The sequence below is a fragment of the Aeromonas intestinalis genome (assembly GCF_054052485.1).
Genome location: NZ_JBSTYK010000020.1, coordinates 1 through 21,309 on the forward strand (window position 1 = coordinate 1; position 21,309 = coordinate 21,309).

Annotated in this window: 22 protein-coding genes and 6 tRNA genes; 4 read left to right on the forward strand and 24 right to left on the reverse strand. The window is 59.3% G+C overall.

Annotated elements, in window-relative coordinates; genetic code table 11:
* Positions 1–16 precede the first annotated feature (16 nt).
* From ACW5W7_RS19240 to ruvA, 19 genes are all read right to left on the reverse strand, one after another.
* A tRNA-Val gene (locus ACW5W7_RS19240) sits at positions 17–92 on the reverse strand.
* A gap of 18 nt (positions 93–110) precedes the next feature.
* Positions 111–186, reverse strand: a tRNA-Lys gene (locus ACW5W7_RS19245).
* A 21-nt stretch (positions 187–207) separates the two neighbouring features.
* Positions 208–283: transfer RNA gene (locus ACW5W7_RS19250), tRNA-Val, on the reverse strand.
* Positions 284–303: 20 nt separating this feature from the next.
* Positions 304–379 (reverse strand) — tRNA-Lys (locus ACW5W7_RS19255).
* 45 nt (positions 380–424) lie between these two features.
* Positions 425–500, reverse strand: a tRNA-Val gene (locus ACW5W7_RS19260).
* A 33-nt stretch (positions 501–533) separates the two neighbouring features.
* A tRNA-Lys gene (locus tag ACW5W7_RS19265) sits at positions 534–609 on the reverse strand.
* Positions 610–783: 174 nt separating this feature from the next.
* Positions 784–1,584, reverse strand: a complete 801-nt coding sequence (ybgF, locus tag ACW5W7_RS19270) for a tol-pal system protein YbgF (RefSeq protein ID WP_456502745.1) — start codon at positions 1,582–1,584, stop codon at positions 784–786.
* A gap of 160 nt (positions 1,585–1,744) precedes the next feature.
* Positions 1,745–2,269: a peptidoglycan-associated lipoprotein Pal gene (pal, locus tag ACW5W7_RS19275; protein WP_100859355.1), complete on the reverse strand. Its 525-nt coding sequence runs from the start codon at positions 2,267–2,269 to the stop codon at positions 1,745–1,747.
* A 50-nt stretch (positions 2,270–2,319) separates the two neighbouring features.
* A complete protein-coding gene (gene tolB, locus ACW5W7_RS19280; protein WP_349919526.1) occupies positions 2,320–3,645 on the reverse strand; it encodes a Tol-Pal system beta propeller repeat protein TolB in 1,326 nt (441 codons plus the stop codon).
* A gap of 92 nt (positions 3,646–3,737) precedes the next feature.
* The gene (gene tolA, locus ACW5W7_RS19285; protein WP_456502746.1) at positions 3,738–4,841 is read right to left on the reverse strand and encodes a cell envelope integrity protein TolA; all 1,104 of its coding nucleotides are present in this window, start codon (positions 4,839–4,841) and stop codon (positions 3,738–3,740) included.
* A gap of 5 nt (positions 4,842–4,846) precedes the next feature.
* Entirely contained in the window at positions 4,847–5,293 is a 447-nt protein-coding gene (tolR, locus tag ACW5W7_RS19290; RefSeq protein WP_005331545.1) for a protein TolR, read from the reverse strand.
* Complete coding sequence (gene tolQ, locus ACW5W7_RS19295; RefSeq protein WP_349919529.1) at positions 5,294–5,980, reverse strand: protein TolQ; 687 nt, start codon at positions 5,978–5,980, stop codon at positions 5,294–5,296.
* Positions 5,970–6,377, reverse strand: a complete 408-nt coding sequence (gene ybgC, locus ACW5W7_RS19300) for a tol-pal system-associated acyl-CoA thioesterase (protein ID WP_349919530.1) — start codon at positions 6,375–6,377, stop codon at positions 5,970–5,972. The genes tolQ and ybgC overlap by 11 nt, the downstream gene beginning before the upstream one ends.
* A gap of 358 nt (positions 6,378–6,735) precedes the next feature.
* Positions 6,736–7,047, reverse strand: coding sequence for a cyd operon YbgE family protein (locus ACW5W7_RS19305; RefSeq protein ID WP_456502747.1), 312 nt, complete (start codon positions 7,045–7,047; stop codon positions 6,736–6,738).
* Entirely contained in the window at positions 7,034–7,150 is a 117-nt protein-coding gene (gene cydX / locus ACW5W7_RS19310; RefSeq protein WP_100859361.1) for a cytochrome bd-I oxidase subunit CydX, read from the reverse strand. The genes ACW5W7_RS19305 and cydX overlap by 14 nt, the downstream gene beginning before the upstream one ends.
* Positions 7,151–7,164: 14 nt before the next feature.
* Complete coding sequence (gene cydB, locus ACW5W7_RS19315) at positions 7,165–8,301, reverse strand: cytochrome d ubiquinol oxidase subunit II (RefSeq protein ID WP_434664087.1); 1,137 nt, start codon at positions 8,299–8,301, stop codon at positions 7,165–7,167.
* A 12-nt stretch (positions 8,302–8,313) separates the two neighbouring features.
* Entirely contained in the window at positions 8,314–9,870 is a 1,557-nt protein-coding gene (gene cydA / locus ACW5W7_RS19320) for a cytochrome ubiquinol oxidase subunit I (protein ID WP_434664090.1), read from the reverse strand.
* 943 nt (positions 9,871–10,813) lie between these two features.
* On the reverse strand, positions 10,814–11,824 hold the full coding sequence (gene ruvB / locus ACW5W7_RS19325) for a Holliday junction branch migration DNA helicase RuvB (protein WP_349919537.1): 1,011 nt from the start codon (positions 11,822–11,824) through the stop codon (positions 10,814–10,816).
* A gap of 60 nt (positions 11,825–11,884) precedes the next feature.
* Positions 11,885–12,499 (reverse strand): Holliday junction branch migration protein RuvA, encoded by a 615-nt coding sequence (gene ruvA, locus ACW5W7_RS19330; protein ID WP_434664094.1) that lies wholly within the window; start codon positions 12,497–12,499, stop codon positions 11,885–11,887.
* A gap of 257 nt (positions 12,500–12,756) precedes the next feature.
* On the opposite strand from ruvA, the gene ACW5W7_RS19335 reads away from it, so the two are divergent.
* Complete coding sequence (locus ACW5W7_RS19335) at positions 12,757–14,481, forward strand: proline--tRNA ligase (RefSeq protein WP_456502748.1); 1,725 nt, start codon at positions 12,757–12,759, stop codon at positions 14,479–14,481.
* A 189-nt stretch (positions 14,482–14,670) separates the two neighbouring features.
* Positions 14,671–15,300, forward strand: a complete 630-nt coding sequence (locus ACW5W7_RS19340) for a 3'-5' exonuclease (protein ID WP_456502749.1) — start codon at positions 14,671–14,673, stop codon at positions 15,298–15,300.
* Between the two features lie 183 nt (positions 15,301–15,483).
* Here ACW5W7_RS19340 and ACW5W7_RS19345 read toward each other — a convergent pair whose 3' ends face one another.
* The 3 genes from ACW5W7_RS19345 to ACW5W7_RS19355 form a co-directional block, all read right to left on the reverse strand.
* Positions 15,484–16,164: an SDR family NAD(P)-dependent oxidoreductase gene (locus ACW5W7_RS19345; RefSeq protein WP_434664102.1), complete on the reverse strand. Its 681-nt coding sequence runs from the start codon at positions 16,162–16,164 to the stop codon at positions 15,484–15,486.
* Between the two features lie 32 nt (positions 16,165–16,196).
* Complete coding sequence (locus ACW5W7_RS19350; RefSeq protein WP_349919542.1) at positions 16,197–16,826, reverse strand: TIGR04219 family outer membrane beta-barrel protein; 630 nt, start codon at positions 16,824–16,826, stop codon at positions 16,197–16,199.
* A 92-nt stretch (positions 16,827–16,918) separates the two neighbouring features.
* Positions 16,919–17,359, reverse strand: coding sequence for a copper chaperone PCu(A)C (locus ACW5W7_RS19355; protein WP_349919544.1), 441 nt, complete (start codon positions 17,357–17,359; stop codon positions 16,919–16,921).
* A gap of 89 nt (positions 17,360–17,448) precedes the next feature.
* Here ACW5W7_RS19355 and ACW5W7_RS19360 point away from each other — a divergent pair, with 89 nt between their 5' ends.
* A complete protein-coding gene (locus tag ACW5W7_RS19360) occupies positions 17,449–18,198 on the forward strand; it encodes an enoyl-CoA hydratase-related protein (RefSeq protein ID WP_456502750.1) in 750 nt (249 codons plus the stop codon).
* Positions 18,199–18,201: 3 nt separating this feature from the next.
* Here ACW5W7_RS19360 and ACW5W7_RS19365 read toward each other — a convergent pair whose 3' ends face one another.
* Both ACW5W7_RS19365 and ACW5W7_RS19370 read right to left on the reverse strand, forming a co-directional pair.
* Positions 18,202–18,645 carry a DUF2753 family protein gene (locus ACW5W7_RS19365; protein WP_434668504.1) on the reverse strand — a complete coding sequence of 148 codons (444 nt, stop codon included), beginning with the start codon at positions 18,643–18,645 and terminating at the stop codon, positions 18,202–18,204.
* A 119-nt stretch (positions 18,646–18,764) separates the two neighbouring features.
* Positions 18,765–19,472: a ParB-like protein gene (locus ACW5W7_RS19370; protein WP_349919547.1), complete on the reverse strand. Its 708-nt coding sequence runs from the start codon at positions 19,470–19,472 to the stop codon at positions 18,765–18,767.
* 173 nt (positions 19,473–19,645) lie between these two features.
* Between ACW5W7_RS19370 and ACW5W7_RS19375 the strand changes: the two genes are divergently transcribed.
* Complete coding sequence (locus ACW5W7_RS19375; RefSeq protein ID WP_456502751.1) at positions 19,646–21,250, forward strand: peptide ABC transporter substrate-binding protein; 1,605 nt, start codon at positions 19,646–19,648, stop codon at positions 21,248–21,250.
* Positions 21,251–21,309 lie beyond the last annotated feature (59 nt).

Here is a 21,309-nt window from a genome sequence, read left to right on the forward strand (position 1 = left end):
AATCATTTTTAAAGCATGGTGGTCGTTACTGGGCTCGAACCAGTGACCCCCTCCTTGTAAGGGAGGTGCTCTCCCAGCTGAGCTAAACGACCTGGGAAACAGTGAAATGATGGTGGGTCGTGCTGGATTCGAACCAGCGACCAATTGATTAAAAGTCAACTGCTCTACCGACTGAGCTAACGACCCATCGTAATCATTTTTAAAGCATGGTGGTCGTTACTGGGCTCGAACCAGTGACCCCCTCCTTGTAAGGGAGGTGCTCTCCCAGCTGAGCTAAACGACCTGGGAACTCGGTGGTCAAGATGGTGGGTCGTGTAGGGATCGAACCTACGACCAATTGATTAAGAGTCAACTGCTCTACCGACTGAGCTAACGACCCATCTTGAACCTGTCACCAACCGCATGTGGCGGGCAGTGCAAAACATGGTGGTCGTTACTGGGCTCGAACCAGTGACCCCCTCCTTGTAAGGGAGGTGCTCTCCCAGCTGAGCTAAACGACCTGGGAATACTGTCTTCACCTTGAAGTGAAGAAATGGTGGGTCGTGCTGGATTCGAACCAGCGACCAATTGATTAAAAGTCAACTGCTCTACCGACTGAGCTAACGACCCTCACCACGACCAGATTCGAGTGCACTGCTGCACCGGCTCTGACGGCGGCCTATATTACGGATTTATCATCCTGGCGCAATAGAAAATTCTCAAATTAAATCTGTTTGCTCACTGTGCATACAAAGCCGGGCACTGTTTACAAGAGTGTTACGAAAACAGTGACCTACGGCAATGTTACAGCTTGCTCAGACTCTGCTTGGCAAGCTGGGCCGGCGAGGTGTTCGGATATCCCTTGATCACCTGCTCATAGAAGTTTTTGGCTTCCGCCTTCTTGCCATCGAGCTGCGCCAGCATGCCGAGCTTGAGCAAGGCATCGGCCCGCTTGGGTGACTTGCTGTACTTGGTCGCGACCGTGGTGAACTGGGCGGCGGCGCCGGTTCTGTCCCCCTTGTTGAACATCAGCTGGCCAAGCCAGTAATGGGCATTGGGTACATAGCTGGAGTTCGGGAACTGCTTGATGAAGCCCTCGAAGGCGGGAATGGCCTTGTCGTAGTTCTTCTCCTTGAGCACCATGTTCACCGCGGCGTCATAGGCCTGGTTCTCGCTCTGATTGGTCGAGTAGTTGGCTGCGGCGGCGGGTGTGGCAGCGGCTGCCGGTGCCGCTGGTGTGGCGGCTGGCTGGCTGTTTGCTACCTTGTCGAGCTCCTGATAGAGCTGACGCTGGCGCTCCTGGGACTGTTCCATCTGGTAGGTTTGCTGTTCCAGCTGACCACGCAGCTCGGAAACCTCCCCTTGCAGGGAATCCACCTGTTGCTGCAGATCGGCCTGCAGACGCAGGCGGGCGTTGAGGGTTCGCTCCAGCAAGGCAACCCTGTCTTCCAGACTGCCTGTTGGCACGATGGCACCATTGTTGCCGCTGAGCGCGACACTGCTGCCACTGTCACCGCTGAGATCGCTCACCGGCGCGGCCGCCTGGGCGTTCAATGCGACCAGCATGGTCAACACGATCGGCGTTAGCTTGTACACAGATTTCATTCGGATCAAACCTTAGCGTTGGGTGCAAGCAGAGCGGCCATCACGGCAGTCGCTTGCTGATACATAAATTTCATTCGGATCAAATCGGCACATTCGATGTAAATAAAACGGCCATCAAGATGGCCGTTAGCTTATACACGAATTTTGTTCACTTCAAACCTTAGTAAACCAGGACCGCGCGGCGGTTTTTGGCAAAGGCTTCTTCGGTGTGGGACAGATCCAGCGGCTTCTCTTCGCCATAGCTGACGATGGAGAGCTGCTCGGCCTGAACACCCAGGGTTTGCATGTACTTGGCAACAGCCTTGGCACGACGCTCGCCCAGGGCGATGTTGTATTCCGGCGTGCCGCGCTCATCGGCGTGGCCTTCGATCAGAACCTTGACGCTCGGGCGCTCACGCAGGTAGCTGGCGTGGGCATCCAGCAGGTCGGCGTACTGACCCTGAATGTCGTAACCGTCATACGGGAAGTAGATCACGTTGTCGCGCTGCAGCGCTTCGAACTTTTGACGCATCTGTTCTTCCGGGGACAACATGCCGTTGGCGCCACCGGTTTGTACACCGCCCATGCCGTCGGTCATGCCAGACTCGGCACCAGCGGCGTCGGAGTCAGAGGAAGAACTACAGGCAGCCAGGGTGAACAGTGGCAGTGCGATGGCCAGACCCTTGAGCAGTTTATTGAGTTGCATGCTATTTCCTTAAACCTTTATAACAAAACAAAAAACAATCGATTTTTTTATCAATTCAAGAAGGGCGACCAAGCTGGTGCACGAATTTCACCGCTATTGGTCGGAAGCACTGCCTTGAAGCGACCGTCGGTCGACACCAAAGCCAGACTCTTGCGACCTTGATAGATGGTGGCATAAATGATCATGCTGCCATTGGGAGCCACACTTGGCGACTCATCCAGAGCACTCTGGGTCAACACCAACATGGCTCCATTTTCCATATCCTGGCGAGCGATGCGATATTGTCCCTGAACCCGGGTCACCATCACCATGGACTTGCCGTCCGGGGTGATGGATGCACCTTGGTTGGAATCTCCTTCCCAGGTCATCCGGCGAGTGACACCAGTCGCCAAATTTACGCTATAAATCTGGGGTTTGCCACCACGTTCAGAGGTGAACAGCAAAGTTTGACCATCCGGCATCCAGGAGGGTTCGGTGTCGATGGTACGGTTATTTGTGACTCGAGTGAGTTGCTTGCTAGCAACATCAACAACATAGATATCCGGCTGACCATCTTTGGACAAAACGATAGCCAATCGACGACCATCCGGAGACCACTCAGGAGCCCCGTTGATGCCGCGGAAACTGGTGATCAGGCTGCGCTGCTGGCTGTAGATATCCTGCACATAGATCTCGGACTTCTGGTTCTCGAAGCTGACATAGGCCAGCTTGCTGCCATCCGGTGACCAGGCCGGAGACATCAGCGGCTCGCGGGAGCGCAGCAGAGTCTTCTCGTTGTAGCCATCGTAATCGGAGATCCGCAACTGGTACGGGAACTGGGTGCCCTGCTCCACCGACACATAGGCCAGACGGGTCAGGAAGGCGCCACGTTCACCGGTCAGACGCTCATAGACGATGTCGGAGATGCGATGGGCGAATTGACGCATCTGGGCACCCGGGATGGTCGCCATGCGGCTATCCAGGATATAGCCGTTGGCCTCTCCGCCCTGGGTCTTGGCCAGCTGGCCCTTCAGCACGTCGACCAGCTCGAAGTTGATCTTGTAGGAGCCATCCCCCACCGCAGAGACAGTACCCACCACCACGGCCTCCACTCCCTGGGAGGCCCAGGGTGCGAAGTTGATCTCGCCGCTGGTGCTCGGGGTCTGCGGCATCTGGCCACGGGCCAGGGGCTTGAACTTGCCGCTGCGCATCAGGTCGTTGGACACCACCTCGGCGATGTCCTGGGGCAGTTGACCATTACCTTCCCACTTGAAGGGAGCGATGGCGATGGGACGTGCGCTGTCGATACCGCCGGTGATGACGATGTCCAGGGCCGCCTGAGCGCTCTGGCCCAGCAGAAGGCAGCCAACCAAAGCAAAAAACACTTTTCTTATCATGGCTTAAATACTCTGTTCCAAAAAAATGAGAGGTGAAAATCCTTTATCAGCAGAAGCTGCCAATCACAATCTGTTACTCAGTTGTATCACGCTTAGATGCTTGGTTCTAACTTGAGGTTAAACTCCTTCAACATCTCGAACGCCGCAGGATCCTTCGGCACTGGCAGTTGATTCGCCTTCAGCACCGCCGCCTTGCCGGAGCGGCAGACAGCCGGGTCACCCTGACCATTGTCCACCGAGATGACGAAACCGGTACTGGCCAATTTGACACCGATAGTACAGGTTTTGCCCCGCATGGTGGGATCCAGGATCATGTAGCGCTCCACCGTGGCCTTGATGAGCGCGGCGTACTTGTCCACTTCCCCCTTGGCGGCAGCAGATGCAGCCTGACTGCGCGCATTGGCCTCAGCGGCCAGTTGCTGCTCCATCATGGCTTCCATCTCTTTTTGCAACTTGGCTTCTTCCGCCGCCTTGCGCTTGCGCTCAGCCTCTATCTTGGCCTTCTTGTCGGCTTCTGCCTTCGCCTTCTTCTCTGCGTCAGCTTTTGCCTTCTTGGCGGCTTCATCTGCGGCTTTCTTGTCGGCCTCCGCCTTGGCTTTCTTCTCTGCCTCGGCCTTGGCCTTCTTGTCGGCCTCCGCCTTCTTGGCCGCGTCCGCCTTGGCTTTCTCGTCGGCCTGCTTCTTCTCCAGTTCTTCTTTCTTTTTCTTCAGCGCCAGCGCCTTGGCCAGCTCTTCTTCCTGACGCTTGGCTTCCGCCTTGGCCTTGTCGGCCGCCTGCTTGCGGGCTTCCTCGGCCTTTTGAGCCTTCTCTTCCGCCTGCTTCTGCTCGGCGACCTTCTTCTGCTTCTCGATCTCGGCCTTGCGGGTCGCCTCTTCGGCTTCCTTGCGCTTGGTCTCGGCGATGCGCAGACGCTCTTGCTCCTGCGCCAACTCGCGTTTGGCCTGATCGGCGTCTTCCTTGTCCTTTTCCTTTTGCTGCTGGACCGCTTTGGGCTGTGCCTGCTTCTGCTGCTGGATCTGCTGTGCCTGTTGTTCCAGGAAGTCGCTGTCCAGCATCACCGCGTTGACGATCTGTCCCTTTGACTCGGGGCGCTTGGGCTTGCTGAAGTCGATACCGACCAGCAGTATGATGCCGATGATCAGATGCAGCAGCAGCGACGCGACGAGATAACCGGAAATACCACGCTTCACATCCATCTCCGTCAGTTCACCGGATCCGTCATCAGGCCAACCTGAGGCACACCGGCTTTCTTGAGGGCGACCATCAACAGGATCACCTCTTCGTAGCGCACGGACTTGTCACCGGCCACCACCACGGGGGCGTTCTGGTTGATCGCGAGATACCCCATGGCCTTCTCGGTGATGTATTGCTGCATCGCCTCGGGCGTGCCGCTCGGCACCGGCTCGTCGTCCGCTTCACCCGCCTTGATGACGTACTCCCCTTCGGTGTTCACGCTGACGATGAAGGGGGGCTTGGCATCCTCGGGCAACTGCTCGGATTCCGCCTGGGGCAAGTCAACCTTGACCCCCTGGGTGATCACCGGCGTCACCGCCATGAAGATGATGAGCAACACCAGCATGACGTCGATGTAGGGCACCACGTTGATCTCGGCGACCTTCTTGCGTCGGATCCGCTGATAGGTTTGCATTTACTTCTCACCCTGCTGTGCAATTTGGCGGTTCAGGATAGTCGTGAACTCGTCCATGAAGTTGGCGTAGGCGTTTTCCAGTCGTTCCACCTTGTTGGTGAAGCGGTTGTAGAAGATGACCGCCGGGATGGCCGCAAACAGACCCATGGCGGTGGCGATCAATGCCTCCGCGATGCCCGGTGCGACCATCTGCAGGGTGGCCTGCTGAACCTGACCCAGGGCGATAAAGGCGTTCATGATCCCCCAGACGGTACCGAACAGACCGATGTAGGGGCTGATGGAGCCGATGGTCGCCAGTACCGGCAGGTTGGACTCCAGATCGTCCACCGCGCGGGACAAAGAGACCCGCATGGCACGATAGGTACCGTCCATCACCGCATCCTGGCCACGGGCACCGGCCTTGAGCAGACGGGCATACTCCTTGAAGCCGGAGTAGAAGATGTCTTCCATGCCTTCGATGTCATCGCGGCGGGAGGAGGACTCCTGATAGAGACGGTTGAGATCGACCCCGGACCAGAATCTGTCCTCAAACTGCTCGGAGGCCTGATTGGCCGCCTTGATGGCCTTGGAACGCTGGATGATCAGCGCCCAGGAGACGACCGACATGCCCATCAGGGTCATCATGACCAGTTTGACCAACAGACTGGCTTGCCAGAACAGGCCAATAAACGAAATTTCAGCGTGCACTTAACAGCACTCCCTTGATATTTTCAGGTATTGCGACAGGTTTCATTTGCGGATGACTGACACAGGCTATCTGTACCATGGCCTGGGTGATCAGTCGTCCATCAGCCGCCAGGATCCGTTGTGAAAAACGCATGGATGCGCGTTTCACTTCAGTCACTTGCGTCAATACGGTCAGTAGTTCATTGAAGCGGGCTGCGGCGCGAAAATCGATCTCGGTCCGACTCACCACGAAGGCAAGCCCGGCCTGCAGCAGGACGTCCTGCTCGATGCCGCCGGCACGCAGGAATTCGGTACGGGCCCGCTCCATGAACTTGAGATAATTGGCGTTGTAGACGATGCCTCCAGCGTCCGTGTCCTCGTAGTAGACACGCACCGGAAACTCAGAGACTTCCCCCATAAAAATCTGTGATCCATTCGACAGTCAGATGGGGGGCTATCATAGCGCAGGGCTGAATAGGAAAGAAGCAGGGGGAGACAGGGAAATCCCATCCTCCACTATTTTTTATGGCAGGAAATATTTCAGGCTAGATCCATGCCAAGAGAAGTCACTGGCATTGGAAAACACAGCGGAATGAAGTCGCCTTCGAATACGAGATAACCAGTATGAAGTGCCGGGGAAGGTCGACTTGTCTCGCCAACGACCAAGGGATGGTCGTGCCCAGATGAACCGCAAGATGACATGAGGCTACAGGGCATCGCCGACAGGCGCGGTAAAAGCAGAAGGGAGGCAGATAACGCTCTGCCTCCCTTCCTTTTTACGACAGGAAATATCCCTGGGTTAGCCAGAGCCCATACAACAGCGTGGGCAAAGCGAGCCAGGGGCAAAACAGCAACCGACCGACGAGGCTGCGGGGATGGAACCCCAGGCCATGCATCACGCCACAACTGACCGCCCACATCAGCCAGGGGGCGAGCAAGAGCCCGTGCTCGCTGGTGTTGGCCGCAATCAGGTTGGGAGCCTGCAAGATGGCGACGGCGAGCAGGGTCGCCGCCACCAACATCACCCCTTGCCAGGGTTGGCGCTCCAGGGGAGCCGCCAACCGGGCGAGGCGATCACTTGTTTTCATCAATCTTGCGATCCATGTTCTCAGTGTGCTCCAGCCAGAGCGCGTTGATGACGCCAAAGGCACAGGCCAGCAACAGACCCAGGATCCAGGTGAAATACCACATATCAGGGCACCTTCTTAGTAGAGCGATTGTTGGTTGTCTTCGATGTGCTTGTTGCTCACCCGGCCAAACATCTTGATGTAGGTCCAGAGGGTATACGCCAGCACAGTCGGGACGAAGATGACTGCCACGACCGTCATCACCTTGAGGGTGTTGAAGGAAGCGGTGGCATCCCACATGGTCAGACTCTGGGAAGGCTCAAGGCTGGACGGCATCAGGAACGGGAACATGGAGAAGCCCGCCGTCAGAATGATGCCTGCGATAGCCAGGGAAGAGCAGAGGAACGCCAGCCAACCTTTACCCAGCTTGGCCGCGCCCGCGGTCAGCAGGCTCATCGCCAGACCCAGCACGGGCGCCGCGATCATCCAGGGATAGAGGTTGTAGTTGTTCATCCAGGCACCGGCCTGCACCACCACTTCCTTGTGAAGCGGGTTGGTGACGGCATCGGTCGCCATGGTACCAACGACCACATAACCGTCCATGCCGCTCACCCAGACACCGGCCAGCGCGAACAGCACCAGGGTCAGCAGGGAGAAGATCATGGCGGCGGTGCTGGAACGGGCCAGCACTTCCCCTTCGGTCTTCATCATCAGCCAGGTGGCACCCTGAGTGATGATCATGCACAGGCTCACCAGACCGGCCAGCAGGCCGAACGGGTTGAGCAGGCCGAAGAAGTTGCCGTGATAGGTCAACATCAGGAACTGGTTGAAACTGAACGGTACACCCTGCAGCAGGTTGCCGAAGGCGACCCCGAAGATGACGGGCGGTACGGCGCTACCGACGAACAGCCCCCAGTCCCAGTTGTTGCGCCACTTGGCATCTTCCCGCAGGGAGCGGTACTTGAAGCCGACCGGGCGCAGGAAGAGGGCCATCAGGGTCAGGATCATGGCAATGTAGAAGCCGGAGAAGGCTGCCGCATAGACCATGGGCCAGGCCGCAAACAGGGCACCACCGGCGGTCACCAGCCATACCTGGTTGCCTTCCCAGTGCGGGCCCATGGTGTTGAGCATCACCCGACGCTCAACATCCTTCTTGCCAACGAAGGGCAGCAGGGCACCGACCCCCATATCGAAACCGTCGGTGATGGCGAAGCCAATCAGCAGCACGCCGACCAGAACCCACCAGACCAGACGCAATACTTCGTAATCAAACATGGGATCTTCTCCTTAAGCCTTGCTCTGTTCGAAGTGGTACTTGCCCGTTTTCAGACTGCTCGGGCCCAGACGTGCGTACTTGAACATCAGGTACATCTCGATGACGAGCAGCACTGTGTAGAACAGGCAGATCCCGATGAGGGAGAACCAGATCTCCGATGCCGGGAGATTGGAGGCGGAAACGGAGGTTGGCAGCATCTCGGCGATGGTCCAGGGCTGGCGACCATATTCCGCGACGAACCAGCCACATTCGATGGCGATCCAGGGCAGCGGGATCCCGTACAGCAGCGCCTTGAGCAGCCACTTGCGCTCGCCGATCTTGTGGCGGGTGCTGTCGTAGAAGGCGATGCCGATCAGCAGCAGCATGACGATGCCGCAGGCCACCATGATGCGGAACGCGAAGAACAGCGGTGCCACCTGCGGGATGGAGTCATCCACGGCGGACTTGATCTGGGCGTCGGTCGCATCGGTCACGTTCGGGGTGTAGCGCTTGAGCAGCAGACCGTAGCCCAGATCCTGCTTCACCTCGTCGAAACGGGCGCGGGTATCGTCGGACTTGTCACCGGATTGCAGCTTGGTCAGCAGGTCATAGGCGACCATGCCGTTGCGCACACGCAGCTCGTGCTCGCTCTTCAGATCCTTGAGGCCGGTTACCTGACCGTCCAGGGAACGGGTCGCGATGATGCCCAGGGCATAGGGGATCTTGATGGCGTAGTCGGTGCGCATCTCTTCCTGGTTCGGAATGCCGAACAGGGTGAAGGAGGCTGGCGCCGGCTCGGTGTTCCACTCGGCTTCGATGGCCGCCAGTTTCACCTTCTGCACTTCACCGGTCTCGTAGCCGGACTCATCACCCAGGATCAGTACGGAAACGATGGAGGCCATGCCGAACGCGGCCGCGATGGCGAAGGAACGACGGGCGAAAGCCACATCACGATTCTTGAGCAGGTAGTAGGAGGAGATACCCAGCACGAACATGGCGCCCGTGGTATAGCCCGCCGCTACCGTGTGGACGAACTTGACCTGGGCAACCGGGTTGAACACCAGCTCGGCGAAGCTCACCATCTCCATGCGCATGGATTCGAAGTTGAACTCGGCACCGACCGGGTTCTGCATCCAGCCGTTGGCGACCAGGATCCAGAGGGCGGAGAGGTTGGTCCCGAGGGCCATCAGCCAGGTCGCGGCCAGGTGCTGGCGCTTGCTGAGGCGATCCCAACCGAAGAAGAACATACCGACGAAGGTGGACTCCAGGAAGAAGGCCATCAGCCCTTCGATGGCCAGGGGAGCCCCGAAGATATCGCCGACATAGTGAGAGTAGTAGGCCCAGTTGGTTCCGAATTGGAACTCCATGGTCAGCCCTGTGGTCACCCCGAGGGCGAAGTTGATCCCGAACAACTTGCCCCAGAACTTGGTCATGTCCCGGTAGACAGTGTTGTTGGTCATCACATAGACAGACTCCATGATCGCCAGGATGAAGGCCATCCCCAGCGTCAAGGGTACAAACAGGAAGTGATAAAGGGCCGTCGCAGCAAATTGGAACCGCGATAGGTCTACCACATGCTCAGCAATCATGATGTTTCCTCACCGATTATTGGCACGGCTATTTTAAGTTTTAAGGACAAAGCTTCCATTGGAAGGCCCCGAATGATCGGCCATACCAAGAACGATGACCGGATTCGACTGCAACCACATTAACAACAAGGCAATATACAAGAACAAAAAAAGCTAATGTTTAACATCTGGTAAACAATAACAGCGATTCTATTCCCGCCTATAATGACCGCTGTTTTATATCACCTTTATTTGATTGAAATCAATGTAAAACCATCACCTATACATGCCTTTTCAAGGCAACTTATCGGTGCGAAACCCTTAATTATGGGAGCTGAATCACAAAAAGATGAGACTCGTAAATCTTTGATTTAAATCAATTTTAACGCACCGGGAAATAGTTTCAATTCTGTTAAATAAATAATAGAACCACTATGGTGAATCTTGTATTTTCCATACTGAATAGGTGATCTCGATTGCAATTTAAAACCAGTAAAAACACATGTTTATGCTTATTTTACCGCCCGCATATTTGATTAGTTAATCTAATCCGAATGTGGCAAATTTTCTTGTTTGTCCGGCTTGTCGAGTGCTCCTACAATGCGCCTCGCAGTGAGGGCATACCTCTGGATACAGGCCGGTCATACTGGGTTCCCGGTACGTATTCGATGAACATTTCGAACCTGTTTGTTGGGATTAATGATGAAAAAGTTTGTTGCCAAGACCATTCGTTACTACAAGCTTTCGTTCGTTCAGCTCTATCAAATGAACCGACTCTGAGGCCTCGCGACGGCTCCTCCGTGTTTTCCTGACCGGTCTGCAGACGCTCTCACTGTCTGTGAACATCCATCCTGAATTGTCTTTGCCCACCGCATCTGCCGTGGGCTTTTTTTTGGCCTCGGGAATTTTGTCAGAATAGTAAAAAACCGCCCCTGGAGGCGGTTTTTTGTTCAATCAGATATTTCTATGCTTCCGGCGGCCGCTGCAGGCCGAAGTGAGCATACGCTCTTGCTGTCGCCAGCCTCCCCCTTGGGGTCCGCTGCAGATAACCCTGCTGAATGAGATAGGGTTCCAGCACATCCTCGATGGTGTCCTTCTCTTCCCCGATGGCGGCCGCCAGGTTGTCGAGGCCCACAGGCCCTCCCATAAACTTGTCGATGACGGCCAACAATAGCTTGCGGTCCATGAAGTCGAAACCTTCGTTATCCACGTCCAGCATGTCCATGGCGCGGGCCGCTATGGGTCCATCAATCCGGCCATCGGATTTCACCTGGGCGAAATCCCGCACCCGTCTTAACAAACGGTTAGCAATACGCGGGGTACCGCGGGAGCGTCTCGCCACCTCCAGCGCCCCGTCGTCCGACATCTCCAGTCCGAGGCAGCGGGCGCTGCGGGCGACGATGTCGGTGAGATCCTTGACGTTGTAGAACTCGAGACGCTGGACGATACCGAACCGATCCCGCAGCGGGCTGGTCAGGGAACCGGCCCGGGTGGTGGCGCCGATCAGGGTGAAGGGGGGGAGATCCAGCTTGATGGAGCGGGCGGCAGGGCCCTCCCCGATCATGATGTCGAGCTGATAATCCTCCATGGCCGGGTAGAGTACTTCCTCCACCACGGGGCTGAGACGGTGGATCTCGTCGATGAAGAGCACGTCGTGGGGCTCGAGGTTGGTGAGCAGGGCCGCCAGATCGCCGGCCTTCTCCAGCACCGGGCCCGAGGTGGTCTTGATGTTGACCTCCATCTCGTTGGCCACGATGTTCGCGAGGGTGGTCTTGCCAAGGCCGGGGGGGCCGAAGATCAGCAGGTGATCCAGGGCTTCTCCCCGCTGGCGGGCCGCCTCGATGAAGATCTCCATCTGGCCGCAGACGTGATCCTGACCGGTATAATCCGCCAGCTTCTTGGGACGGATGGCCCGGTCGATGACCGCATCCTCGCGGGATTCCCCCGCCGATATCAGACGATCCGCTTCAATCATGTACTACCTCACCTGGCTGTATCGCCATGGCCACAGGCTCTGTCTTAGATATCGCCATCCCTACACCAGACTGCGCAGGGATTCACGGATGATCGCCTCGACCGACATGCCATCGGCCGCCACCTTGGCAACGATCTGGCTCGCCTGCTGGGGCTTGTAGCCGAGTGCCACCAGGGCACTGGCGGCCTCTTCGCTGGCATCCGGCGCCCGCAGGACACTCTCTTTCTCGGGCAGGCTGATGGCGGCGGGGGAGAAGAGATCGTGGCTGACCCAGCCCTTGAGGCGATCCTTCATCTCCACAACCAGACGCTCGGCGGTCTTCTTGCCCACCCCCGGCAACTTGACCAGGGAGCTTATCTCTTCACGCTCGACGCTCATCACGAACTGGGTGGCGGTCATGCCGGAAAGAATGGCCAGCGCCAGCTTGGGGCCGACCCCGTTGGTCTTGATCAGCTCGCGAAACAGCGCCCGCTCCTGCTTGTGGTTGAAGCCATAGAGCAGCTGGGCGTCTTCCCGCACCACAAAGTGGGTGTGAATGACCGCTTCCTTGCCGAGATCCGGCAGATCATAGAAGCAGCTCATGGGCATGTGCACCTCATAGCCCACACCGCCAACCTCCAGCAACACCTCGGGGGGCTGCTTCTCGATGATGACGCCTCTCAAGCGACCGATCATGTTCTCTTCCTCGCCACGCAGACACTGTATGAATTGGGCCATAGCATAAAGAATAACTGGATAAGTATCCAGCATAGGCCTGTGGTGAATCGCCGGGCAAAGCGCCTGCCAACCGGCCCCCCTCCCTGCCCGACATGCCCCTTCCCCATTCCTCGGCGCACTGAATTTAGCCCTTGGGCCGCGCGCCTCGGCCTGTTAAAATTCCGCACTTGAAATTTTCCAGGGCTCCGGGCCCGAACTAGCTAAGGTCTACCGCGATGCGTACCAGCCAATATCTGCTCTCCACTCTCAAGGAAACTCCCTCCGATGCGGAAGTCGTCAGCCATCAGCTGATGCTGCGCGCCGGCATGATCCGCAAACTGGCCTCCGGCATGTACGCCTGGCTGCCGTCCGGCCTGCGGGTCCTGAAGAAGATCGAGAACATCGTTCGCGAGGAGATGAACAGAGCGGGTGCCATCGAAGTGTCCATGCCGGTGGTCCAACCCGCCGAGCTGTGGCAGGAGTCCGGCCGCTGGGACGACTATGGTCCCGAGCTGTGCCGTCTGACCGACCGTCACAACCGTCCCTTCGTGCTGGGCCCGACCCACGAAGAGGTGATCACCGCCCTGATCCGCTACGAAGTGAACAGCTACAAGCAGCTGCCACTCAACCTCTACCAGATCCAGACCAAGTTCCGCGACGAAGTACGTCCCCGTTTCGGCGTGATGCGCGGCCGGGAATTCCTGATGAAGGATGCCTACTCCTTCCACATCAGCAAGGAATCCCTGATCGACACCTACGAGAAGATGCACGCTGCCTACTGCGCCGCTTTCACCCGCATGGGTCTGAACTTCCGTCCGGTGCAGGCCGATACCGGCTCCATCGGCGGCACCGGCTCCCACGAATTCCAGGTGCTGGCCGAGAGCGGTGAAGACCTGATCGCCTTCTCCGACAGCTCCGACTACGCCGCCAACATCGAGATGGCCGAAGCCCTGGCCCCGGCCGGTGAGCGTGCCGCTGCCACCGCAGCCCTGACCAAGGTCGCCACCCCGGGCGTGCACACCATCATTGATGTTGCCGCCTTCCTGAATGTGGCCCCGGCCACCATCGCCAAGACCCTGCTGGTACTGGGTGAAGCGGACGAGCACGGCAAGCAGGCGGTCATCGCCCTGGTGCTGCGCGGCGATCACGAACTGAACGAGATCAAGGCCGAGAAGCTGCCGGGTGTCGCCAACCCGCTCACCTTCGCAAGCGACGAGCAGATCAAGGCTGCCGCCGGTTGTGATGCAGGTTCCATCGGCCCGGTCGGCTTCGCCGGTCGCATCATCGCCGATCGCAGCGCTGCCCACCTGGCGGACTTCGTCTGCGGTGCCAACGACACCGGCTTCCACCTGACCGGCGCCAACTGGGATCGCGACATCGCCTCTTACGAAGTCGCTGACCTGCGCAACGTGGTAGAAGGCGATTCCAGCCCCTGCGGCCAGGGCAAGCTCTTGCTCAAGCGCGGCATCGAAGTGGGCCACATCTTCCAGCTCGGTACCAAGTACTCCGAAGCCATGAAGGCCAGCGTGCTGAACGAGGGCGGCAAGTCCGTCACCATGGAGATGGGTTGCTACGGTATCGGGGTCTCCCGCCTGGTGGCCGCCGCCATCGAGCAGAACAATGACCAGTACGGCATCATCTGGCCGGAAGCCATCGCCCCGTTCGAAGTGGCCATCGTGCCGATGAACATGCACAAGTCCGAACGCGTTGCCGAGCAGGCCGAGCAGTTCTACGCCGAGCTCAAAGCCGCCGGTGTGGACGTGCTGTTCGATGACCGCAAGGAGCGCCCGGGCGTGATGTTCGCCGACATGGAGCTGCTGGGGGTTCCCCACGCCATCGTCATCGGCGATCGCGGTCTGGACAACGGCGTGGTGGAATACAAGTGCCGCCGCACCGGTGAGAAGCAGGAAGTGGCCATTGGCGACATCATCGCCCAGCTCAAGGGCAAGCTGGGTCGCTGATAGCACCCACGCAGCCTTCCGCAAATCATAAGAAAGCCCCGAGTGCCACGGCACTCGGGGCTTTTTACATGTGGCATCTCTCCTCCATGACCCACCACAATGCAATGCTGCTGCCAAGGGATATCGCGCTGTACAGGGCGCGGCTGATTTCCTAGACTGGCGCTCTTTACCCAGCGTACCCGAGAAGCTATGCCCATCGCCTCAGCCAATACCGTTGTCGTGCTCGACTTCGAGACCACAGGGCTCTCACCCAGACAGGGGGACAGAGCCATCGAGATCGGCGCCGTCAGGATCAAGGATGGCCATATCAGCGAACGTTTCTCGGCGCTGATGAATCCGGGCTTCAACGTCAGCAGCTTCATCGAGCAATACACCGGGATCAGCAACGCCATGCTGAAACAGGCTCCCCCCTGCAACGAGGTGATGGCGGATTTCGTCGACTTTATCGGGGATGACAATCTGGTCGCCCACAACGCCTCCTTCGACAAGCGCTTCCTGGATGCGGAAGTCGAGCGGCTGCCGGCGCGATATCGCGGGCAATTTGCCTGCTCCCTGCTGCTGTCGAGGCGGCTGTTTCCCGATGCGCCGGATCACAAGCTGGGCACCCTGGTGCAATACAAGCGCCTGCCCAATGACGGGATATTTCACCGCGCCCTGGCGGATGCCGAGGTAACGGCTCACCTCTGGCTTGCCTTGTTGGAAGAGCTGGAATGTCGACATGGCATTATCGACCCGGATTTTGCATTGCTGCTGACCCTGGGCAAGAAGCCAAAACAGGCGATGGCATCCTTCCTGCGGGAATATGCGACCCGGACATGATCTGTGCCGACATGCCTCCCCCCTCATCCATGCCGACATCCAATTGACCCGTCTTTAATGCCCATCGAGACCCGGCGCACAGACGGCCAGAAGGAGCCAACACTGCCTGCGAATAAAAAAGCGCGCCAATTGGCGCGCTTTTTGTCACTTTGGCAGTGGTTGATGCTGCCAGGACTCTGATGTTCAGTCGTTGCGTCCAATGAAGAGATCCGTCACATGGCAGCTGCTGCGCGCCTCGAGGGCATCCAGCATGTAGGCGGCAGCATCCTCCGGCGTCATGAAACGGCTCGGATCCACGTGTTCCGAGTTGTCCCAGAACTCGCTCTTGATCCCGCTCGGGTAGAGGTTCACCAGTCGCAGGGGCGAGCCCTTGAGCTCGGCCCGCAGGGATTCCAGAAAGCCCCGCATGCCCCACTTGGAGGCGCAGTAGAGGCTCTCGTTGGCCTTGCCGCTCTGGGCCGCAGAGGAGAGCACATTGGCCAGCACGCCCCCCTTCTCGCCGATCAGGCGCACCGTCTGCTGGGCCACCAGGATAGTGGAGACGAGATTGCTCTCCACCACCCGGCGCACCTGCTCTGCGGTGTAGACCCCGACCGGGCCGAACTCCCCCACCCCGGCGCAGTGGATCACCAGCTCCGGCAATCCCCCCCAGGCCACGGCGGCGGAGAAGGCCATCTCCACCTCCTCGTGGTGAGCGAGATCGGCGGCGATGCCGACCACGGCCTTGCCGAGCAGCTGTTCCTGCTCCTGCAACTTGTGGTAGCGGCGCCCCATCATGGCAACCCGGTGGCCGCGCGCTACCAGTCCGATTGTCAGTGCGCGTCCAAGGCCGGAGCCCGCGCCAGTCACTATGATGTGGCCCATCATTCCTCCCGGATCAGGTCTGGATACTCGGATTAGAACGTGAATTCGCCGCCGATGAACCAGCCATCGACTTTCTGGTCGACACGGTCGAAGTCCATGTCCACTTCACGCCAGCCGGCGCGCAGCTTGAGCGGCACGGAGGCGAACTTGTAGGAGCCGCCCAGACGGTAGTCATAGTTGTCCGCATCCTGCACACGCAGATCGCCGAAGGCCGCAAAGCCGGTCCCCGGAATGCGGATCTCGCCGCCGGTGTAGGCCATCAGCACATCCTTGTCATAGGAGTAGTGCTGGGTATTGAAGTCACCGTCGTAGCGACGACCGGTCAGACCCAGATCGAGCTGGAACAGATCGTTGTTCATCAGGCGATAGTAGAGGGTCAGATCATAGGCCTGCAGCTCGTTGTCGAAGGCACCACCGCTGCTGCTGAGGTCGGACATCTCGAACTTGGCATTGGGCAAGAACCAGATCCCGTGCTCCAGCTGCAGGTAGCCGTTCCAGTTGTAGTCATCGTCATAGCTGCCATCGGCCCCGACGCCATCGATCTGACCGCTGCCTTGTGCGTTCCACACATCGGCACCGGCTGCGAAACGCCAGTCATCGGCGGCCATGGCGGCGTGGCTGAACAGGGCAAGCAGGCTGCCGGCAATCAAGGTCTTCTTCATCGTATAACTCCCTTATGGACTGGAAAGGCCATCATTTTACCCAGCGCGCAAGGAATACCTAGAGCAAAAAGCTGAACCAGCGTCCATTAATGTCAGTGCTGCATGCCTTTCATCGGCTCGACCGGCTTCACCGGCAGGCTCAGGCTGAGGGTCTGACCATCGTCCAAGCTCAGGGTCAGCGGGAAGGGGGTGTCCCGGGCGAGTTCTCGCACCTCGAACAACATGACGTGGAAGCTGCCGGGTTTGAGCGCCACCTCTCCCCTCGCGGGGATCTGGATGCCATCCACCCGGCGCATCCTCATCACCCCGTTCTCGTGCAGATGGGTGTGCAGCTCGGCCCTCGCCGCGCCGGGAGAGCTGACGGTGGTCAGGGTCACCGGCTTGTCGCCGTCATTCTTGAGCACCATGAACGCAGCCGTATTGGGGGATCCCGGGGGCAGCAGACGCACATAACCATCGATGGCCTCGACCTTGGCCAGGGCCGGGCTCGCCAACAGCAGGGTCAGCATGGAGTAAAACGCACGTTTAAACATGGTTTGAATCCTTTTATGATGTTGTCAAACGACGCAAAGCTTACCCCCGTGGCACGCTTTTGACAGCCTCAGATGACAAGGATTCAGACATGGCCCCCACAATTCTGGTCGAGCAGCAGGATGGCTTGCTCACCCTGACCCTCAACCGACCCGACAAACGCAATGCCCTCGACACCGGGATGTACCAGGCCCTCACCGCCGCGCTGCAACAGGCGAGCCAGGATGAGCACGTGCATGTGGTGGTGCTGCAGGGTCAGGCGACCTGTTTCACCGCCGGCAACGATCTCGCCGACTTCATGGGTAAAACCACGCTGGAAGCAGACGATCCCATCCTGCAGTTCCTCCACGCCTTCGCCGATTTCCCCAAGCCGGTCATCGCTGCCGTCGCGGGCCCGGCCGTCGGTATCGGCACCACTCTGCTGCTGCACTGCGATCTGGTCTATCTGGCCGACAACGCGCGCTTGCAACTGCCCTTCGTCGAGCTGGGACTGGTACCGGAGTTCGCCTCCAGCCTGCTGCTGCCCCGGGCCGTCGGCCACCTGAAGGCGGCAGAGCTGTTGTTGCTGGCAGAGGCCATGGATGCGGGCGAGGCGCTGCGGCTCGGACTCGCCAACCGGGTGGTGGCGGCCGATGAGTTGCTCGGCTTTGCGCGGGAAACCGGATTGAGACTCGCGGCCAAGCCGCCGAAGGCGCTGCAAAAGAGCAAGGCCCTGCTCAAGCAGGAGCTCAGGCAAGCGGTGCATTTCGTCATCGACATGGAGGCGCGCGCCTTCTCCCAGGCCCTGCAGGGAGAAGAGGCCCAGAGCCGTATCGCCCGCAAGCTGGGGCGACGGGACTGACAGTTAGTTTAGGCGGAAGCGGCCGATCAGCTCGCAGCCCTGTACCCTGTCCTGCACCTGGATCAGTTTGGCTATCTCGGGGTTGGGGTGGCGCTTCAGGAAGGAGAGCAGGGCGGCGCGGCAGCAACCCAGCTCGCTGATGAGAGATTCGCACTCCCGGTTCGGACACTGGGGCACCAGGGCAGTGACCAGTTCCGAGGCGAGCTTGAGGTAGCGCAGCTCGTAGGCTGGCTCCTCCATGGCGCGCCAGAAGTCGGCGAGGCGATGGCAGGTGGCGACCCGCATGCTGGCGAGTTCATCCAGCGCATCGGCGCTGAGATCGTCCGCATCCAGTTCATACACCTCTCCCAGCGCCTGCTGGTAGAGACAGATCGCCGTGCCGAGCGCCCCCATGTCCAGGGCGTTTTCCGCCTCCAGCATGTAGCGTTGCCAGTTGTCATTCATCATCTTCCTCTCCTCTGCCGACATGAGTGGAAGCTGTATCATGGCTAATTGAGAATAAATATCAACCAGAGCGTTTGTGCAGGATCCACCCTATACCGCTACCTGCGGGGCCCACACCGGGTTCAGCCCGCACTTTTGGATTGATTGACGCGACACTGTTTGCCGGGATAGCCGGGCAACTCCCTCGCCTTGCTGCTGCAGGCGAGTCGCTTGGCCTGGGAGAGACGATCCGCCAGATTGGCGTCGTTGACCGGCAACCAGTCCATCTGCTGGCCGAGCCAGCTGGCCCAGGCGAACTCGACAAAGTAGACCCGCCCCTTCTTGCTGAAGTAGCCAGCATCCTGCAGCTGACCCGCGAGGGTGCGATAGGGATAATCCGGCAGATCGCCGATGTGCTCGGGCAACTGCTGGGGGGTCAGGGGCTGGCCCTTTTCATCCTTCAGCCAGGCCCAGTGGTTGTTCTGCATCTGGCTCCAGAAGCTGCTCTTGTCCTTGAGCCTGGCGATCACCTTGACCCTGGCCTGCTTCACCCCCTGCTGCCACAGCGCCTTGGTCAGGTGGTGCCTGTCCACCAGCCAGTAGCCGCCATCGGGGGCGATGACCACGGGGATCTCTTTCTTTTTCATCAACTTGTCGAGCTGTTCCGGGCTCTTGTCCGCCAGCTCCCGCGCCGTCGCATCGACCTGCAGCTGCCCCACTCCGCCCTGGGTCGGGTGCAACTGGGCAATGCTCAGCTCACACCAGCTCCCCACCGCGCTGGTGCGCTCGCAGGGGGCCAGCGCCCAGGCACTCTGACTCAGGGCACAGGCCAACAACATCCATATTCTCATCGCACACTCCTCTGTCGGGCGAAAGGCTCGGGCTAAACAAGGTAGCACGGTCCGGCAATCCCGGGACTCACGCTGGCGGTCTGACCAGCAAAGGGGATATCATGATTCCCCATCTGCCGGCGAATTTTTCTCGCCGAGTTTCTCCCCGCTTCACACTATTTGAAGGATTCGTCATGAAAGGATGGAGCCCCCTGCTGGCCCTGCTGGGTTGCGCCTGCGTGCAGGCTGCTGATGTGCCACCCGGAACCCAACTTGCCGCCGAACAGGCGGTCGTCCGTCACCTGAAAGACGAGCCCACCAGCCTGAGCCCCCTCAAACTGGTCGGCCTGCCTGAGCTGCAGGTGCTGCGGGATCTCTACGAGGGATTGTTGACCCAGGGACCGGATGGCAAGGTACAACCCGGGGTGGCATTGCGCTGGGATAACGAGGGCAATCAAAAGTTTACATTCCACCTGCGGCCGGATGCCCGCTGGTCAAACGGCGATCCCGTGCGCGCCGCCGACTTCGTCTACGGCTGGCGCAAGCTGGTGGATCCCAAGGAGGCGGCCACCTTCGCCTGGTTCGCCCAGCTCGCCCACTTTGAGAAGGTGGACGAGATAGTGGCGGGCAAGGCCGCGCCGAGCGAGCTCGGGGTCAGGGCCCTGGACGATCACACCCTGCAGGTGAGCCTCTCCCAGCCGGTGCCCTATTTCCTGAGCCTGCTGACCCACCCCAGCCTCTCCCCCCTGCATCAGGCCAGCATGGAGCAATACGGCAACCAGTGGACCCAGCCCGGCAAGCTGGTGGGCAACGGCGCCTTCGTGCTGAGCCACCGGGTGGTGAACGAGCGGCTGGAACTGACCCCCAACCCCTACTACTGGGACAGGGCACACACTGTGCTGACCCGGGTCACCTTCGTCCCCATCAATCAGGAGAGCGCCGCCACCAGCCGCTACCTGGCAGGGGATCTGCACATCACGGAGTCCTTCCCCAAGGAGCAGTACCAGAAGCTGATGAAGCAGATCCCCGGGGAGGTCTATACCCCGGAGCAGCTCGGCACCTACTACTACGCCTTCAACACCCGGCGCGCGCCGCTGGACGATGTGCGGGTGCGCAAGGCGCTCTCCTACACCATCGACCGCGGCCTCATCGCCGACAAGGTGCTGGGCACGGGGGAAAAGCCTGCCTATCACTTCACCCCGGACGTGACCGCCGATTTTGAACCCAAGCCGAACCTGCTCTCCACCAGCAGCCAGCAGGCGCTGGATGAGCGGGCGAGAGCCCTGCTCAAGGAGGCGGGTTATGGCCCGGACAAGCCCCTCAAGCTGACCCTGCTCTACAACACCGCCGAGATCCACAAGAAGATGGCGCTGGCCATCGCCAACCTGTGGAAACAGAAGCTGGGGGCCCGCGTCGAACTCACCAACCAGGAGTGGAAGACCTATCTCGACAGTCGCCAGAGCGGCCAGTTCGAGGTGATCCGCTCCTCCTGGGTCGCGGATTACAACGATCCTTCCGCCTTCCTCGGCCTCTGGGGCAGCCAGCACAGCGGCAACATGGCCCGCTTCGCCAACGCCCGCTACGATGCCCTGCTGGCGCAGGCGGCCAAAAGCCAGAATGCCGATGAGCGGGCCCGCCTGTTCGATGAGGCCGAAACCATACTGCAGGATGAGGCGCCGATCGCCCCCATCTACCAGTACACCAACGCCCGTCTCATCAAGCCCTGGCTCAAGGGTTATCCCATCAACAACCCGGAAGACGTGGCCTACAGTCGCCAGCTCTATCTGATCAAGCACTAGACCATGCTGAATGCGCGGGGCCAGCCTGGCTGGCCTCACGCATACCCTGTTCCTATGGC